Source organism: Pseudomonas sp. NFX15 (assembly GCF_049132105.1).
In the GTDB taxonomy this organism is placed as follows: Bacteria; Pseudomonadota; Gammaproteobacteria; order Pseudomonadales; family Pseudomonadaceae; genus Aquipseudomonas.
In genome coordinates this window covers 1-16,171 of the sequence record NZ_JAFMPV010000006.1, presented here as the reverse complement: position 1 = coordinate 16,171, position 16,171 = coordinate 1, and the positions used below count along the sequence as shown (strand labels likewise).

Sequence of the window (16,171 nt, the reverse complement as noted above, 5' to 3'; positions counted from 1 at the left end):
CACCGGCGATGCTCCAGTTAAATCGCGCTGGTCGGCTTTACGGCTGCTTCGCAGCCGAACGGGGGCAAGCCCCCTCGCCACAAAGTGCCCCTGTATTCTTCAAGTATTTTCACGACGGAGCATCCCCATGTCCTTTCTCCTCGCACACCTGCTCTCCCTCAGCACCCTGCTGCTGGCCCTCGACACCCTGCTCTGGCACCTGGCGCCGTTCAAGCATCGGGTGAGCCGGGTCGGCGTGCGCCTAGCGTTGTTCCTGTTGTTCAGCGTCGTGCTGATCAACGCTGGGGTCAGCCCGTTGCTGGCGCCGATGTTTAGCGATGATCGGGTGGCGCAACTGGGGGCCACGGCATTGGGGATCCTGTGGTGGCTGTTTGCAGCGCGGGTGCTGACCGAAGTCATCGGCCTGGTGCTGGTGCGGCGCATCGGCCACAGCGGCCGGCTGTTGCAAGATGTCATTGGCGCCTTGGTGTTTCTCGCGGCGGTCGTGGCCGCCGCCGGCTACGTGCTGGAATTACCGGTGAAAGGTTTGCTGGCGACTTCCGGCGTCGTCGCCATCGTGGTCGGCCTGGCCTTGCAGAGCACCTTGAGCGATGTGTTTTCCGGGATCGTGCTCAACACCACCAAGCCCTATCAGGTGGACGATTGGGTCTCCATCGACGGCGTTGAAGGCAAGGTGCTGGACATCGACTGGCGTGCCACTCACCTGCTGACCAACGCCGGCAGCACGGCGGTGGTGCCGAACTCGGTGGCGGCCAAGGCGAAGATCGTCAACCTCAGCCGCCCGACCAACCTGCACGGCGTGTCGATCAGCATCCAGGTGCCCAACCACATCCGCCCGCGCCGGGTGCTCGACGCCCTGGACCGCACCCTTCAGGGCAGCAGCAGCTTGCTCCTCGATCCAGCGCCGAAAGCGGTGCTCAAGGACACTGGCGAAACCATGTCCGAATACGTGGCTAGCGGTTTCATTGCCGAGTTAAGCAAAAAGGGTGAAGTGCGTAATCAACTGTTCGACCTCGCCCATCGGCATCTCGAAGCGGCCGGCATTTCTCGCCAGCCCGATGGCGTGATTGAACCGTCGAGCCGCGCACGAGCCTTGCTGGATGAAGTGAAAATCTTCCGTTCCCTGAGCGCTGAGGAACGCGATCGCCTGGCGCAGAACATGGTGGCGCAGCAGTATTCGGCTGGTGAAGTGGTGCTGGATCTGGAAGAAGTCCCGGACAGCCTGTTCGTCATCGCCACTGGCGTGGTCAGCGCCACCGTGCCTGACGGCACCGCGCAGGTCGAAGCCGGGCGCATGGGGCCGAGCGAAGTCATGGGCGAACAGAGCATCCTGGCCGACACCCCGTCTCAGGCACGCTTCACCGCCATGACCTCAAGCATCATCTACCGCCTCGACAAAACCCTCACCCGCCACTGCATGGAGCAGCGTCGCGAGGTCGACCGGGCGTTGAACAAGTTGCAAGCGGTGCGCCAGCAGAACAGCCGGATGGCGCTGATGATTAAACCGGTGGCGGTCAAGAAGGCAGGGTTTTTGAGCTGGTTGCAAAACCGCTGAACAACGGTTCATACAAAAAAACCGTAGGAGCTGGCTTGCCAGTGAAGGCGGCGTGTCAGACGACATCAATGTCACTGGCACGGCCTCTTCGCTGGCAAGCCAGCTCCTACAGGTGATGGAGCTTACTTGGCGGTGAACTTCATGTAGCTGTTGATCAGGTTGCGGTAGTTCGGCAGGCGTTCCGACAGCAGGTTGGCCAGGCCTTCCATGTCGTTGCGCCAGTCAACTTGCAGCTCGCACGCCACAGCAAACCAGTTCATCAAGTGGGCGCCGGCCGCCGACATGCGTGCCCACGCCGCTTGTTGCACGGTGGTGTTGAAGGTGCCGGAAGAGTCGGTCACTACAAACACTTCAAAGCCTTCGGCAATGGCCGAGAGGGTCGGGAACGCTACGCAAACGTCGGTCACCACACCGGCGATGATCAGTTGCTTGCGACCAGTGGCCTTCACCGCCTTGACGAAGTCTTCGTTGTCCCAGGCGTTGATCTGGCCCGGACGAGCAATGAACGGTGCGTCCGGAAACTGCGCCTTGAGTTCCGGCACGATCGGGCCGTTCGGGCCGCTGTCGAAACTGGTGGTGAGGATGGTCGGCAGCTTGAAGAACTTGGCGATGTCACCCAGCGCCAGCACGTTGTTCTTGAACTCGTTCGGCGAGAAATCCTGTACCAGCGAGATCAGGCCGGTCTGGTGGTCGACCAGCAATACCACGGCATCGTCTTTGTTCAGGCGGCTGTAGGGAACGTTGCTCATTGGAAACTCCTTGATGGATGGTTGTCGCAGTCAACGCCGACCGGGTAAGCCGGCGTTTTTTTAAAAGGGTTCAGAAGGCAAAACACGAACAGCCAAAGGCGCCCCAGAAACCGGCGAAATCGCTGACCGGTGCGTTCGACAGGCGCGCCCGTTCATGGCTGTGGGAGTGCACCGCGCACGGGCCGCTGCAATGGTGAACCTGAGCCTGCATCGGCGCCGTCGGGCGCCAGTGGCCCGGAACCTTCGCCACCGGCGACCAGTCCGGCAGCACCGGCACACTGGCCGGGCCGAGCTTCTCGAAGTCGCCGGCGCCGTACACCACCTTGCCGCCGACCACGGTCAACACCGACACGATCCACTTGATCGCTTCTTCATCGACGCTGAAGAAGTCGGCACTGAGGGCGGCGACGTCGGCCAGTTGCCCGACTTTGATCTGGCCTTTCTTGCCCTGCTCCGACGAGAACCAGGCGCTGCCGTGGGTGAACAATTCCAGCGCGGTGAGTCGCGACAGGCCTTCGGCATGCAGCTCCAGGCCGCCGACAGTGCGGCCACTGACCATCCAGTACAGCGAGGTCCACGGGTTGTAACTCGACACCCGCGTGGCGTCGGTACCGGCACCGACCGGCACCCCTTCGGCCAGCATGCGCTTGATTGGCGGCGTGGCTTCAGCGGCTTTGGCGCCGTAACGCTCGACGAAATATTCACCCTGGAACGCCATGCGATCCTGGATCGCAATGCCGCCACCCAGCGCCCTCACCCGCTCGATGTTCTGCGGGGTGATGGTTTCGGCGTGGTCGAAGAACCACGGCAAGCCATTGAACGGGATATCGCGATTGACCTTCTCGAACACGTCGAGCATGCGGCTGATGGATTCGTTGTAGGTGGCGTGCAAACGGAACGGCCAGCGTTGCTCGACGAGATGGCGTACCACCGGCTCCAGCTCGGCTTCCATGGTTTGCGGCAGGTCCGGGCGCGGTTCGAGGAAGTCTTCGAAATCCGCCGCCGAGAACACCAGCATTTCCCCGGCGCCGTTGTGCCGCAGGTAGTCGTCGCCCTGGTGCAGGGTCACGCTGCTGGTCCAGTGCTTGAAGTCGGTCAGCTCTTCCTTGGGCTTCTGGGTGAACAGGTTGTAGGCGATGCGCACCGTCAATTGCTCATCCTTGGCCAACTGTTCGATCACCTGGTAATCGTCCGGATAGTTCTGGAAACCACCGCCGGCATCGATGGCGCTGGTCAGGCCCAGGCGATTGAGTTCGCGCATGAACTGGCGAGTCGAGTTGACCTGATACTCCAGTGGCAGCTTCGGCCCCTTGGCCAGGGTCGAGTACAAAATCATCGCGTTCGGGCGTGCGACCAGCATGCCGGTCGGCTCGCCGTTGGCATCACGCACGATCTCGCCACCCGGCGGGTTCGGCGTGTCGCGGGTGTAGCCGGCGACGCGCAACGCGGCGCGGTTGAGCAACGCACGGTCATACAGGTGCAAGACGAACACCGGGGTGTCCGGCGCTGCCTGGTTGAGTTCGGCCAGGGTCGGCATGCGCTTTTCGGCGAACTGGAATTCGTTCCAGCCACCCACCACCCGCACCCACTGCGGCGTTGGCGTGCGGTCGGCCTGGTCCTTGAGCATGCGCAAGGCATCGGCCAGGGACGGCACGCCTTCCCAGCGCAGTTCAAGGTTGTAGTTCAGGCCGCCACGGATCAAGTGCAGGTGCGAGTCATTGAGCCCGGGAATAACACAACGGCCCTTGAGGTCGATCACTTGCGTGCCCGAACCGCGCAGGGCCATGGCCTCGGCATCGCTGCCGACCGCGACAAAACGTCCGTCGCTGATCGCCACGGCGCTGGCGAGTGGGTTGGCGCGGTCGACGGTATGGAATTGACCATTGAACAGAATCAGATCGGCGTTCATCACGGTTCCTCGTGCAATGTTGAAGGAGACAGCCAGGGCGCGAACAGGCGCGTCGCCATGGGCATGAACAGGTAAACCACCGACAGCACGATGGTCAGGGTGATCAGGAACGTGGCCACCACGTAGTTGGAGAGCAGCGCATTGAGCCGCAACAACGGCCCCCAGAGCAGCGGCACCAGCAAGGTATGCGGCAGGATCACCAGCAGCGTCACCACGGCCTGTTTCCAGCGCGGCGGTGGCTTGCCGGCTTCGACCTGGGGCGAGAACCAAAACTCATTGACCGGGTTGATCTCGGTCAGGTCGCCATCGGCGAGCATCGGCGCGGCTTCCTCGACCAGCACCTGGCGTTGCGGTGAGTCGAGCCAGTTCTGCATCGCCTCGGTCGAGCAAAAACGCAGCACGCAGGTGTAGGTGTCGAGGCCGGCGTTCTTGCCGCGCACCACATCCACGCCCAGGTGGCCGACGTTCTGCGCCGCGACCTTGACGATGTTGCGCAGCCAGGCTTCATAAGGCACTTCGAAACCGGCCTTGACCCGGTGCTTGACGATCAGGGTCACCACCTCGTCAGGCCCTGGATTGGCCGCTTCACGGCGATTGAGTTCAGACATAACGCAGGGCTCCGGCAAAACGGACATTGAGCGCCAGCCGTCCCGGCCCGGCGATGAAAATGCAGGAAAAGATGATCAGCAGCAGCCAGCCGAACTGGCCTTCGAAGAGAGACCACTCTGGATGCACGATCAACATCGCCACCCACAGCACAAAGAGAATAGGCAAACATGCCAGACGCACCAGTAACCCGGTGATGATCAACAGCGGGCACAGCACCTCGGCGAAAATCGCCAGCAGCAGCGTCAGGTTCGCGCCCAGGTGGAAAGGATCCTCGATGTTCTGCAATTCGGCGCTGTAGTGCAGCAGCTTGGGCAAGCCATGCACCCACAACAAGAACAACGCGCCGCTGACCCGCAGGAACAGCAACCCCCAGTCTTGCGCCCGATTATCGTGTCGCGAAGCATCCATGGCCTACCCGTACCCCTGACAAACCACCGGCGTCGTCGCGCCGGAACTGGAATTGATAGTGCCGGCACGGAGGGAGGAAAAATTGAATGTACGTGCTCTGTTGCGGTGTGGGCCGATAGCAGCCAAACGGCCCAGATCCCTGTAGGCGTGAGCCTGCTCGCGAAGACTTCAACCTTGATGTCGACTGATCCACCGCTATCGCGAGCAGGCTCGCACACAGTTGGGCCGGGTATGCCTGGAAGAATTTGGTTGGCTGGCAGGCCGCCTTCGCTGGCAAGCCAGCTCCTACAAAAGGATCGGGGGTTAACCGGTTTTTGCGTCCGGCAACGATCAGGAGCCGGCTTGCCGGCGAAGGCTGTCGTGAGGGCAACGCTGCATTTGAGGCCGCCTTCGCTGGCAAGCCAGCGCCTACAAAAGGATCGGGGGTTACCCGGTTTTTGCGTCCGGCAACGATCAACTGTAGGAGCCGGCTTGCCGGCGAAGGCTGTCGTGAGGGCAACGCTGCATTTGAGGCCGCCTTCGCTGGCAAGCCAGCTCCTACAAGGGTTGGGGGCATCCGTAAAAGACAGGCTCGCTCCTACAGAAGAGCAAAGCAAAGCACAGCAGGCCATCACACCGCGTCGCTCCTCACCACTCATCAGGCCGAGCGTTAGCTCGCCTGCAGCCCTTGATCTTGATTCACCCGCCCCCTCGGAAGGCTGAGTGCAGGTGTTCATCCGGGGACTGGCGCGCAGCGCCGTTCGACGCCGTCGAACACCTTGCATGGAGGTCGAAGCGAAGCCGACCGCAGGGCAATGCCCCCGGATGAATACCGGAGCGAAGGAACGCCGAGCCCCAGCGAGGGGCCGGACGCTCGGGGCGAGACCTTTTGGTTCCTTTTGGGGCGTTTGCCAAAAGGGACTCGCCGTAAAGGCGAAACCGCCAGCCGCCGTGACCGCAAAAACGGATATGTACTCAATCAACCCAAAGCCTGGTCGGCCCACAGGCCGCCAAGGTCAAAGAGAACCTAAGAAACATCCAAAGCCAAGGACATGAACTGACTGATCCGCGACCGCAACCATCGCTCCGCCGGATCATTGTCATGCACCCCACTCCAGGCCATCGACAACTGCGCCGCCTCAATCTCAAACGGCGGATCCTCAGCCCGCAACCCACAGCCCTCGACCAACGCACACGCCGCATAATCCGGCACAGTGGCAATCATCTCGGTCCCGGCGAGCAACGCCCGCAACCCACTGAACTGCGGCACCCCCAACACCACCCGCCGACTGCGCCCGACCTTCGCCAGGTCCAGGTCGATATTGCCGCTCAAATCCCCCGAGAACGACACCATCGCATGGGGCCGTTCGCAATACTCGTCCAGCGTCAGCACCCCCGGCCGGGTATCGCCGCGCAACACCTTGCACGGAATATCGCGCAGCTTCTTGCGCTTGGCATTGGCCGGCAAATCCGTGGTATAGCTCACCCCCACCGAGATTTCCCCCGACGCCAACAACGCCGGCATCAACAAATAATTGGCCCGCCGCACGACCACGACGATGCGCGGTGCTTCCTCCTGCAACTGACGCAGCAACGGTGGAAACAAACCGAACTCGGCATCGTCCGACAGCCCGATGCGAAAGACATCGCAACTGGTCGCCGGATCAAATTCCTTGGCCCGGCTGACCGCGCCGGAAATGGTGTCCATCGCCGGTTGCAATTCCTTGAGAATCGCCAGCGCCCGCGCCGTCGGTTCCATGCCTCGACCGTTGCGCAACAGCAACGGGTCGTCGAACAGATCGCGCAGACGCCCCAGCGCGGCGCTCACCGCCGGTTGGCCCATGAACAGTTTTTCCGCGACGCGGGTCAGGTTCTTTTCGAACATCAGGGCTTCGAATATCACCAGCAGGTTCATGTCGACGCGACGCAGATCGTTACGGTTCATAGGCTCGGGTTCCTTGTGTGGTCGGCCAGGCGCGAGGATGAGAATTGTGTCTGACTTTACCCAAGACTTCCCGCGGTGAGCGATAAATTAACAACGATTAACTCGTAAGCCAGAGCCTTGCGGCCCAAGAATGGAACCTACCGACACGGACATTCACTATGGCTCACGTTCAGCAAAATGCCGCCCCGGTTTCATTCACGCCTGTGCCAAAGAAAAGCACCGGCGGCCTCAGCCCGCAGCGCGAACGACTGGTCAAGCAACTGATCCTCGAACGCCTCGACGACAGCCTGGAAGTCACTGAACTGGCCGAGGCCTGCGCGTTGTCGCGCAGCCACTTCTCTCGCGCCTTCAAATGCAGCACCGGGTTTTCGCCGCAGGACTGGATTCGCCAACAACGCATTGCCCGGGCCAAGCAACTGATCCAGCACACCGACCTGAGCCTCACGCAGATCAGCCTCGAATGCGGCTTCTGCGATCAGGCGCACTTCTGCCACATCTTCACTCGCAGCGAAGGTATCAACCCGTTTGCCTGGCGCTGTCAGTTTGTCCGCGGCACCTCGTTGAACAGCAAAAGATCGCAGGCCACGCCAGCACCTGCGATCTTTTGACCCTGCCTTTAACCTTTCAAGAACGCCAACAGGTCAGCGTTGAGCTGATCCTTGTGGGTGTCCGTCAAACCGTGAGGGGCGCCCGGGTAAATCTTCAGGGTCGAGCCCTTTACCAATTTGGCGGACGAGACGCCTGCCGCTTCGTACGGCACCACCTGATCGGCGTCGCCATGCACCACCAGAGTCGGCACGTCGAACTTCTTCAGGTCTTCGGTGAAGTCGGTTTCCGAGAACGCCTTGATGCAGTCATAGGCGCTCTTGTGGCCGGCCATCATGCCCTGCATCCAGAACCAGTCGATCATGCCTTGGGACGGTTTCGCATCGGGCTTGTTGAAGCCGAAGAACGGGCCGCTGGCGAGGTCGATGTACAGTTGCGAACGATCGACCAGCGAGGCCTGGCGAATGCCGTCGAACACCTCCAGCGGCAGGCCGCCCGGGTTGACTTCGGTCTTGAGCATCAACGGCGGCACCGCGGAAATCAGCCCGGCCTTGGCCACGCGCCCGGTGCCATGGCGACCGATGTACCGCGCCACTTCGCCACCGCCGGTGGAAAAGCCGAACAGCACCGCGTTTTGCAGGTCGAGCAGCTCGATCAACTGTGCCAGGTCATCGGCGTAATGATCCATGTCGTTGCCCGACCACGGCTGGCTGGAGCGCCCATGACCACGGCGGTCGTGGGCGATGACCCGATAGCCCTTGGAGGCCAGGAAGATCATCTGTGATTCCCAGCTGTCGGCGTTCAGTGGCCAGCCGTGGCTGAAGACAATCGGCTGACCGGTGCCCCAGTCCTTGTAGTAAATCTCGACGCCGTCGCGGGTAGTGAAGGTGCTCATGGGTGATGTCTCCTTAACGAGGGTTGTGGGGTGAATCAAACCGGTAATGGCTTCAGGCGATCAGCCAGGCGCGCCACCCGCTCGCCCAGGTGCGCGGCGGTGCAGCGATCCTCGGGGGGTGGCGCGTCTTCGGGGGATTGCTCGACGTTCGATTGGGCCATCGCGCCCAGCGAGCTGCCCAGGCGATTGAGCTGGCCATTGAACGCGCCGGAGCTTGAACGCGCCGGTAGCAGGTCGAGGCCGACCCAGATCATCGAGTGCTGCGCGGCGAACACCGCCATCTGCAGCAGGGTGTTGAGCTTGTCGCCGCACAGGCATCCGGAATTAGTGAAGCCCGCCGCCAGTTTGTCGCGCCAGGGCTGGGCCAGGTAGAAAGCTGCGGTGGTCTCCATGAACGCCTTGAAGGCCGCCGAGGCGCTGCCCATGTAGGTCGGCGCGCCGAAAATGATGGCGTCGGCGTTGTGCAGTTGCTCCCAGTGATCGTCCACGTCCTCGACCGGGATCAACTGGCAACGGCTGCCGGGGTGGCGTTCCACGCCGGCGGCCACGGCTTCGGCCATGACCCGGGTGTGCCCGTAGCCGCTGTGATAGACCACCACCACGTTGCTCATTGCTCTGTCCTTTGCAGGAGCGAGCTTGCTCGCGAAAGCGCTGTGTCAGTCACCGCACAGGCTGAATGTGACACCGCCTTCGCGGGCAGGCTCGCTCCCACAATGAGCTGCTCGCGGCTGTCTGACATTTCATCCCTGCCTTCGGTGCAATCAAAGAACAGAGTTTTGGCACAGACCAGGCGCAGGACGAGTTAAACGTTGTTAATTTTCCCTGGCGCACAAAAAGCCCCGGCAACCGCTGTCCATCTGTCGCGCCCAATGATTTCGGGACCGACAGCCACGGACCGATACGCTACAGTCAATGCCTGCCCCATCGGTCATCCGGGCGGTGCATTGCGCTCGGTAACAAACCTGAGGAATATGCTCGGAAACCGCGAACTAGACGGATGCAGCAGGAGCGACTCGTTGACCCTTTCCCCCGAACAGGCTATCCATTTCGGCCCCTACCGGGTCTACCCCGGACAACGATTGGTGATGGAGGCCGGCCAACCGCTGCGCCTGAGTCGACGCGCCCTGGCCATCCTGTTAATCCTGCTGGAACACGCCGGCAACGTGGTCAGCAAGCAACAGTTGATTGCCCGGGTCTGGCCCAACAGCGTGGTCGAAGACATCAACCTGCGGGTGCACATGGCCGCATTGCGCAAAGCACTCGGCGACGGCCAGGCCGGTCAGCGCTACATCGTCACCGTGGCCCAGCGCGGCTACAGCTTCGTCGCCCCACATTCACTGGAACTGGCCGCGCAAGCACCCTCGCCCGTGGCCGCGACACCGAGCGGGCATAACCTGCCGGTACGCCGCACACGCATGATCGGCCGGCAAACCCTGGTCGACAACCTCATGGAGCAGTTGCCCCGCCAGCGCTTTATCACCCTTGTCGGTCCAGGCGGCATCGGCAAGACCACCGTGGCCCTGCGGGTCGCCGAACAAATGATCGGTCGCTACCGGGACGGCATTCGCCTGCTGGACCTGGCCCCGATCAACTGCCCGTTGATGATCAACGGCCACCTGGCCACGTTGCTGGAACTGGCCCTGCACGACGACGAGCCCCTGGACGGGTTGGCGGACTGCCTGCGCGAACGCCATATGCTGTTGGTCATCGACAACTGCGAACACCTGGTCGACGCCATCGCCCAGCTCAGCGAACATATTCTGCGCAGCGCACCGCACGTGCACATTCTCGCCACCAGCCGCGAGAGCCTGCGGGCCGAAGGCGAATTCGTGCAGCGCCTGGAATCACTCGACTGCCCACCGCCCATCGCCGTACTCGACCGCGCGCAGGCCATGACCTTTTCCGCCCTGCAACTGTTTGTCGAACGGGCCATGGCCAGCCATGATGGCTTTGAACTGACTGACGCTGAGCTGCCGCTGTTAATCGACATCTGCCACCGGCTGGACGGCATTCCACTGGCCATCGAACTGGCGGCCGCGCAGGTCGGCAACCTTGGCCTGCGCGGCTTGCTGGCGCAGTTGCACAGTAGCTTCCGGGTGCAGACCCAGCCCGCTCAGGCCCCGCTGGCTCGCCATCAGACCCTGCGCGCCACGCTGGACTGGAGCTTCGAACTGCTCAATGCCTGCGAGAAGACCTGCCTGCGCCGATTGAGCATTTTTCGCGGCGGCTTCACCCTTGAGTCCGCCGCTGCGGTGATTGTCGGCGAGCACATCGAACCTCGCGAAGTGTTCGGCTCGATCACCCAACTGGTGGCCAAGTCGTTGCTGAACGTGGAGGTGGGCGACGAAGAGGTCTACTACCGTTTGCTCGATACCACCCGCCACTACGCACAGGAACAACTCGCGCAAACCCCCGACCTGCCCGGCACTCGGGAGCGCCATGCCGAGCGCTGCCTGGCGCTGATGCAACAGGCACAGGGCGCCTGGGAGAACACCTCGACCTCCCTGTGGCTCGAGCGCTATGGTCGGGCCCTGGAGGATATCCGTGCGGCGCTCGACTGGGGCTTGCATGGGCAAGGGCCGCAGGCACTGGCAATACGTCTGGCCGCGACCTCCACGCCGCTGTGGCAGGAACTGTCCCTGCTCAAGGAACACGGCGGTTATGTGCGTAAGGCCCTGGCCCTGCTCGATCAGTCGCCTGAACCTTCCCCCCATTTGAAGATGGCCCTGAAGCTGGCACTCGGCAGCGCCTGTTATCACGCCCAAGGCGCCAGCGCCGAAACCATTGGCGCCTTCGTCAGCGCCCGCGCCCTGGCCAGGCAACTCAACGATGTGGGCGGTCAGTTGCGGGCGATCTCCGGTCACCTGGCGGTCAATTTGAGCTGCGGTCATTATCAGATGGCCCTGGAGCAGAGCCGCCAATTCGATCAACTGGGGTTACATGACGATGCGCTGATGTCCCTGAGTACGCATCGACTGCGGGTGTTGGCCCTGCACTTTTCCGGCGACCAGCAACAGGCCGGCGAGCATGCCGAACACGTGCTGCAACGCATGGCCCACAGCGGTTATCTCAATCGGTTCACCCACGGCTTTGGCGTGCAGTACGACCAGAGCGTCGCGGCGCTGACTATCCATGCGCGCATCCTCTGGCTGCAAGGCCAACCGGAACAGGCCTGGCGTGCAGCCCGGCAGGCGCTGGACATCGCCTTGCAGATCAACCACGGCACGTCGATCTGCTACACCCTGGCGCTCGCCGGCTGCCTGATCGCCTACTACAACGGCGACACCCGCAACGCCCGAGAACTTCTGCGCTTGCTGATACAACAGGCGCAGAAACACTCGGTCCCGCTGTTCTACAACTGGGCGCAACACTACGCACAGGTCATCGGTGGCACCGATGTGCAGCTTACCGGACGGCAAAGCACCGGTTTGATCAGGGACATCATGGTCACGCTGGACGCGTCGTACCTCGACGAGGCTTTGCTCGAACGCGCGCAACACGGGGCGTCGGGCTGGAGCACGGCGGAGATTCTGCGTGCCCGGGCCAAGACCTTGCTGGCGACGGATTGCCCGGTCACGACTGCGACGGCCGAAACCGTGTTGCTCAAGGCGCTCGACGTGGCAAAAGCCCAGGGTGCACTTGCGTGGGAATTGCGCAGTGCGACCTCACTGGCGCAGTTGTGGCAGCGTCAGGGTCAGCCCCAACGGGCGCATCAATTACTCGCCGCAGTCTACCAGCGCTTCACCGAAGGTTTTGCCACGCCAGACCTGATGACCGTGCGCCGGTTACTCGACGAGTTGCAATGCCACCTGCCCGCCTGAAGGCGCACGCATCTGACTGAGGTAACCGGCATAACGCGTTTCGAGGGCGCACAACTCATCACTGTGTTCGAGTTTTTCCAGTGCGTAGCTGCGCGTGGTGTTGAGGAAACGGTAACGGGGACCACTGCTGCCCTGCTCCAGCGACAACAACGATTTGAGAGCGAGATTGTCCAGCACCTCGATCAGCTCGGCGACCGGCAGCGCGTCGCCGCTGATCACGCTTATCGCGGCGTCCTGGGTGAATGCCATCTTGAACACGGCCAGGCGCTGCAACACCGACTGTTCCCGTGAGCTCAACCGTTCGTAGCTCCAGTCCAGCGCAGCTTTGAGCGTCTGGTGCCGGGGAATGGCGGTGCGGCGACCGCGGGTCAGCAATTGAAAACAGTTGTCCAGTTGTGCCTGCAAGCCCACCAGCGCCAACGCATCGATGTGCGCCGCGGCCAACTCGATCGCCAATGGCAGGCCGTCGAGGCGCCGGCAGATTTCGCGCACCCCCTTCAGGTCTTGCTCGCGCAGGGTGAAACCTTGCTGGCGGGCCCGGGCACGACTGACGAACAACTGCACCGCTGAATAGCCCATGACCTCGGCAACGCTGCGCAGCCCCGAAAGCGGGGGCACCGCCAGCGGTGGCAGGCGCGACACGGTTTCGCCCGCCGCCCTGAGCGGCTCGCGGCTGGTGGCGAGGATCGACAACCGGGGCATCGACTGCAGCAATGTCTCGACCAGCGTCCGGCAGCGTTCGAGCAGGTGCTCGCAATTGTCCAGGACCAACAAGGCGTGCCGATTCGCCAGCGATTCCAGCGTGGTGCCGACCTTCAGTTGAAGGGTTCGCTTGAGGTGATCAACCACTTGCGCCGGATCATCGATCTCCGCCAGGTCCACCATCCACGCACCGTGCCGATAGTGCTGCAACAACAGTTCGGCGACCCGCACGGCCACGGTGGTCTTGCCGATTCCGCAGGGACCAACCAGAGTCATGAACCGGCGTACCGGCAATTGCCGCACCAGGCTGCCGACCAGGGCATCGCGCCCGGTAATCGGCGTGAGACGCGCCGGCAGGTTGTGCAGGGGCTTGTGAACAGTCTCGCTGGGAAACGCTACGGGCTCCGGCGAATGCTGTACCGGGGCGACAAAACTGTAGCCACGCTGGGGAATGTTGACGATGTAGCACTGGCCGTTCTGGCCGTCGCCCAGGGCTCGACGCAGGGCGGCGATGTGCACACGCAAGTTGATCTCCTCGACCACGGATCGCGGCCAGACCTGTGCGATCAATTGCTCCTTGCTGACCACCGAGCCTGCGTGCTCGACCAGCACCTGCAAAACGTCGAGGGCGCGGCCGCCCAGACGCAGCGGTCGGTCTCCCTCCAACACCAGTCGCTGAGCGAGGTGCAAAGCATAAGGGCCAAAGCGCAACACCGCTTCGCTGTTCAAATCTCTGAGGCTGTTCATGCGCTGTCACCCGCGGGAAGCCTGAATTGGCACGTGAGTCCATCCCGGCTCCGTACCTTCCTTGCAATGAGTTCAGCGGTATCTTGGCAGGCCTCGGTGACGGTACAACGGCGCTGGGGGGAGCGTCACGGCCATTGCGGTGCGCGCAACGGACACCGGGCGTCAGCTGAACTGCTCACGGTATTGGCTGGGGGTCAAACCGAGTTTTTCACTGAACAAAAAACGCATGTGCCGCACGCTGCCGAAGCCGCTTTTGAAGGCCACGGTCTTGAGCGGCAATTCGGTGGTTTCCAACAGGTTTCTGGCGCAATCGATGCGCGCGCTTTGCAGAAACTCCATCGGCGTCATGTTCACTTCCCGCGCAAAAACCCTGGCGAAATGCCGCGGACTCATGTTGGCCAGGCCCGACATGCGGTCGATGCTGTAGGCCTCGCCAAGGTGTTCCAGCACGTGATTCTGCACCCGGGTAATTGCCGTTTCGTGGGGCGCCACCGCCGCCATCAATGGGCTGAACTGCGCTTGCCCGCCCTGACGTTTCATCACCACCAGCAGCACCTTGGCCACGTCCTGGGCGACTTTCTTGCCGTGATCCTGGGCCACCACCGACAAGGCCAGGTCGATCCCGGCAGTGACGCCGCCGGAGGTGATCAGATTGCGGTCCTGGACAAATATCTGGTCGGTCTCGACGCTCGCCTTCGCAAAGCCCTTGATCAGCCGCTCGGTGTAGTGCCAATGAGTGGTAACCCGATAGCCATCGAGCAAACCGGCATGCCCCAGCACGAATGCGCCGGTGCAGATCGAACCGTAGCTGGCGCAGCGGCTGACGGTGTGCCTGAGCCAGTCGAGCAACAGCGGGTGTTTTTCGTTATAGGCACCAGGCCCACCGGGTACCAGAAGCAGATCGAAGCCTTCACAGGCCTGGTCGATGTGCCGGTCGGCATGCACGTTCACACCATTGGAGGCGCGCAACGCACCGGGCTCGGTGCCAAGGGTGGACAACACGTAGTGATCGTCGGGTTTCAGATAACGATTGGCGATGGAAAACACCTCCATGGGCCCGGCCATGTCGAGCAGGAGGAAGTCGGGAAACAGCACCATTGCCACGGTTTTCATGGATTGGAATTCACTGGGATCAAGATAGGTCGTCCGACGGGCGCTTGCAGGAGCGAGCAGGCTCGCTCCCACAGAAATCGTGCCGTGCAGTATGGCTAATTGTGGCGCCCACATCGGAAAAAAATACGTGATACAACCCACACAACTGTCAACTTCATTGCGACAGTATTTCAATTCCCACCTACTTATTGCATCAGCGAGTAACCATTAACCTTCTCCTCACTCGGACGAATTAACGTCCCACTAGGAGATTTCATCATGCTGACTCTTCGCAAAGCCTCGGATCGTGGCCTGGCCAATCACGGCTGGTTGAAGTCGTTCCATACCTTTTCCTTCGCCAACTATCGCAACCCGAAAGAGCAGGGTTTCTCCGACCTGTTGGTGATCAACGATGACCGCGTCGCGGCCGGCAAAGGCTTCGGCCAGCACCCGCACCGCGACATGGAGATTTTCTCCTACGTGCTTGAGGGTGCGCTGGAACACAAGGACACCCTGGGCACCGGTTCGGTGATCCGCCCCGGCGACGTGCAATTAATGAGCGCAGGCAGTGGCGTGGCCCACAGTGAGTTCAACCACTCCGGCACCCGCCCGGTGCACTTCCTGCAGATCTGGATCGTGCCCGACACCAGCGGCGCCAAACCGCGTTATCAGCAGGAGCACTTCAGCACCCAGAAAAAACGCGGGCGCCTGCAACTGATCATTTCGCCGGACGGCGCCAAGGGTTCGCTGAAGGTGCGTCAGGATGCGCGGGTGTATGCCGGGCTGATCGACGGAAAGGAAAGCGCCACTGTGGAACTGGCTGCCAACCGTTATGCCTACGTCCACGTGGCTCGAGGCAGCGTCGAACTCAACGGTGTGTTGTTGCAGGAAGGCGACGGCGTGCGGGTGCGTGACGAACAGGCGCTGACCTTGAGCAATGGCGTGGACGCAGAGGTATTGATCTTCGACCTGCGCCCACAGGAACTGCCAGAAATGCCTTAAATCCCTTGTAGGAGCGAGCCTGCTCGCGATGCGTTGTGTCATTCAACAGTAATGTCGTCTGACACTCCGCATCGCGAGCAGGCTCGCTCCTTGTATGTTGGCCCTGACTCCAAGGGGAAAGGTTACGCTCAAGGCGTCATACAACAGCAAGTGCGTTTCTGGGGGAGGCCGATCGCTCCTGAAGGCAGGATTTGCTCCTGACCTTGTCTGTA

13 protein-coding genes are annotated in these 16,171 nt (G+C 62.0%); 4 read left to right on the top strand and 9 right to left on the bottom strand.

From position 1 onward, the window contains the following. Nucleotides 1-127: 127 nt before the first annotated feature. On the top strand, nucleotides 128-1,555 hold the full coding sequence (locus J1D76_RS08490) for a mechanosensitive ion channel domain-containing protein (RefSeq protein ID WP_421137867.1): 1,428 nt from the start codon (nucleotides 128-130) through the stop codon (nucleotides 1,553-1,555). Between the two features lie 122 nt (nucleotides 1,556-1,677). On the opposite strand, the gene ycaC is transcribed toward J1D76_RS08490, so the two are convergent. The 5 genes from ycaC to J1D76_RS08465 form a co-directional block, all read right to left on the bottom strand. Beyond that, complete coding sequence (gene ycaC / locus J1D76_RS08485) at nucleotides 1,678-2,304, bottom strand: isochorismate family cysteine hydrolase YcaC (RefSeq protein ID WP_421137866.1); 627 nt, start codon at nucleotides 2,302-2,304, stop codon at nucleotides 1,678-1,680. 70 nt (nucleotides 2,305-2,374) lie between these two features. Then, nucleotides 2,375-4,213 (bottom strand): amidohydrolase, encoded by a 1,839-nt coding sequence (locus J1D76_RS08480; protein WP_421137865.1) that lies wholly within the window; start codon nucleotides 4,211-4,213, stop codon nucleotides 2,375-2,377. After that, nucleotides 4,213-4,821, bottom strand: a complete 609-nt coding sequence (locus tag J1D76_RS08475; RefSeq protein WP_421137864.1) for an antibiotic biosynthesis monooxygenase — start codon at nucleotides 4,819-4,821, stop codon at nucleotides 4,213-4,215. Before J1D76_RS08475 ends, J1D76_RS08480 begins: the two co-directional genes overlap by 1 nt. Next, nucleotides 4,814-5,230: a DoxX family protein gene (locus J1D76_RS08470; RefSeq protein WP_421137863.1), complete on the bottom strand. Its 417-nt coding sequence runs from the start codon at nucleotides 5,228-5,230 to the stop codon at nucleotides 4,814-4,816. The genes J1D76_RS08475 and J1D76_RS08470 overlap by 8 nt, the downstream gene beginning before the upstream one ends. Nucleotides 5,231-6,236: 1,006 nt before the next feature. After that, nucleotides 6,237-7,154 carry a LysR substrate-binding domain-containing protein gene (locus J1D76_RS08465; RefSeq protein ID WP_421137862.1) on the bottom strand — a complete coding sequence of 306 codons (918 nt, stop codon included), beginning with the start codon at nucleotides 7,152-7,154 and terminating at the stop codon, nucleotides 6,237-6,239. A gap of 158 nt (nucleotides 7,155-7,312) precedes the next feature. Between J1D76_RS08465 and J1D76_RS08460 the strand changes: the two genes are divergently transcribed. Next, on the top strand, nucleotides 7,313-7,762 hold the full coding sequence (locus J1D76_RS08460; RefSeq protein WP_421137861.1) for a helix-turn-helix domain-containing protein: 450 nt from the start codon (nucleotides 7,313-7,315) through the stop codon (nucleotides 7,760-7,762). An 8-nt stretch (nucleotides 7,763-7,770) separates the two neighbouring features. Here the strand turns inward: J1D76_RS08460 and J1D76_RS08455 are convergent, their stop codons facing one another. Together J1D76_RS08455 and J1D76_RS08450 are read right to left on the bottom strand one after the other, a co-directional pair. Further along, the gene (locus tag J1D76_RS08455; RefSeq protein WP_421137860.1) at nucleotides 7,771-8,595 is read right to left on the bottom strand and encodes an alpha/beta fold hydrolase; all 825 of its coding nucleotides are present in this window, start codon (nucleotides 8,593-8,595) and stop codon (nucleotides 7,771-7,773) included. Between the two features lie 35 nt (nucleotides 8,596-8,630). Continuing rightward, entirely contained in the window at nucleotides 8,631-9,206 is a 576-nt protein-coding gene (locus J1D76_RS08450) for a flavodoxin family protein (protein ID WP_421137859.1), read from the bottom strand. 405 nt (nucleotides 9,207-9,611) lie between these two features. Here J1D76_RS08450 and J1D76_RS08445 point away from each other — a divergent pair, with 405 nt between their 5' ends. Beyond that, on the top strand, nucleotides 9,612-12,416 hold the full coding sequence (locus J1D76_RS08445) for an ATP-binding protein (RefSeq protein ID WP_421137858.1): 2,805 nt from the start codon (nucleotides 9,612-9,614) through the stop codon (nucleotides 12,414-12,416). Here J1D76_RS08445 and J1D76_RS08440 read toward each other — a convergent pair. Together J1D76_RS08440 and J1D76_RS08435 are read right to left on the bottom strand one after the other, a co-directional pair. Continuing rightward, nucleotides 12,381-13,865, bottom strand: coding sequence for an ATP-binding protein (locus tag J1D76_RS08440; protein ID WP_421137857.1), 1,485 nt, complete (start codon nucleotides 13,863-13,865; stop codon nucleotides 12,381-12,383). The two genes, J1D76_RS08445 and J1D76_RS08440, sit on opposite strands and share 36 nt — an antisense overlap. A gap of 162 nt (nucleotides 13,866-14,027) precedes the next feature. Next, nucleotides 14,028-14,978, bottom strand: a complete 951-nt coding sequence (locus J1D76_RS08435; protein WP_421137856.1) for a GlxA family transcriptional regulator — start codon at nucleotides 14,976-14,978, stop codon at nucleotides 14,028-14,030. Nucleotides 14,979-15,236: 258 nt separating this feature from the next. Here J1D76_RS08435 and J1D76_RS08430 point away from each other — a divergent pair, with 258 nt between their 5' ends. Then, nucleotides 15,237-15,959, top strand: a complete 723-nt coding sequence (locus tag J1D76_RS08430; protein ID WP_421137855.1) for a pirin family protein — start codon at nucleotides 15,237-15,239, stop codon at nucleotides 15,957-15,959. The last annotated feature ends 212 nt before the right edge of the window (nucleotides 15,960-16,171 follow it).

Bases quoted from the DNA above. Each gene is read 5' to 3' on its own strand.
- J1D76_RS08490 (WP_421137867.1), top strand. From the start codon at position 128: ATGTCCTTTCTCCTCGCACACCTGCTCTCCCTCAGCACCCTGCTGCTG.
- ycaC (WP_421137866.1), bottom strand. From the start codon at position 2,304: ATGAGCAACGTTCCCTACAGCCGCCTGAACAAAGACGATGCCGTGGTA.
- J1D76_RS08480 (WP_421137865.1), bottom strand. From the start codon at position 4,213: ATGAACGCCGATCTGATTCTGTTCAATGGTCAATTCCATACCGTCGAC.
- J1D76_RS08475 (WP_421137864.1), bottom strand. From the start codon at position 4,821: ATGTCTGAACTCAATCGCCGTGAAGCGGCCAATCCAGGGCCTGACGAG.
- J1D76_RS08470 (WP_421137863.1), bottom strand. From the start codon at position 5,230: ATGGATGCTTCGCGACACGATAATCGGGCGCAAGACTGGGGGTTGCTG.
- J1D76_RS08465 (WP_421137862.1), bottom strand. From the start codon at position 7,154: ATGAACCGTAACGATCTGCGTCGCGTCGACATGAACCTGCTGGTGATA.
- J1D76_RS08460 (WP_421137861.1), top strand. From the start codon at position 7,313: ATGGCTCACGTTCAGCAAAATGCCGCCCCGGTTTCATTCACGCCTGTG.
- J1D76_RS08455 (WP_421137860.1), bottom strand. From the start codon at position 8,595: ATGAGCACCTTCACTACCCGCGACGGCGTCGAGATTTACTACAAGGAC.
- J1D76_RS08450 (WP_421137859.1), bottom strand. From the start codon at position 9,206: ATGAGCAACGTGGTGGTGGTCTATCACAGCGGCTACGGGCACACCCGG.
- J1D76_RS08440 (WP_421137857.1), bottom strand. From the start codon at position 13,865: ATGAACAGCCTCAGAGATTTGAACAGCGAAGCGGTGTTGCGCTTTGGC.
- J1D76_RS08435 (WP_421137856.1), bottom strand. From the start codon at position 14,978: ATGAAAACCGTGGCAATGGTGCTGTTTCCCGACTTCCTCCTGCTCGAC.
- J1D76_RS08430 (WP_421137855.1), top strand. From the start codon at position 15,237: ATGCTGACTCTTCGCAAAGCCTCGGATCGTGGCCTGGCCAATCACGGC.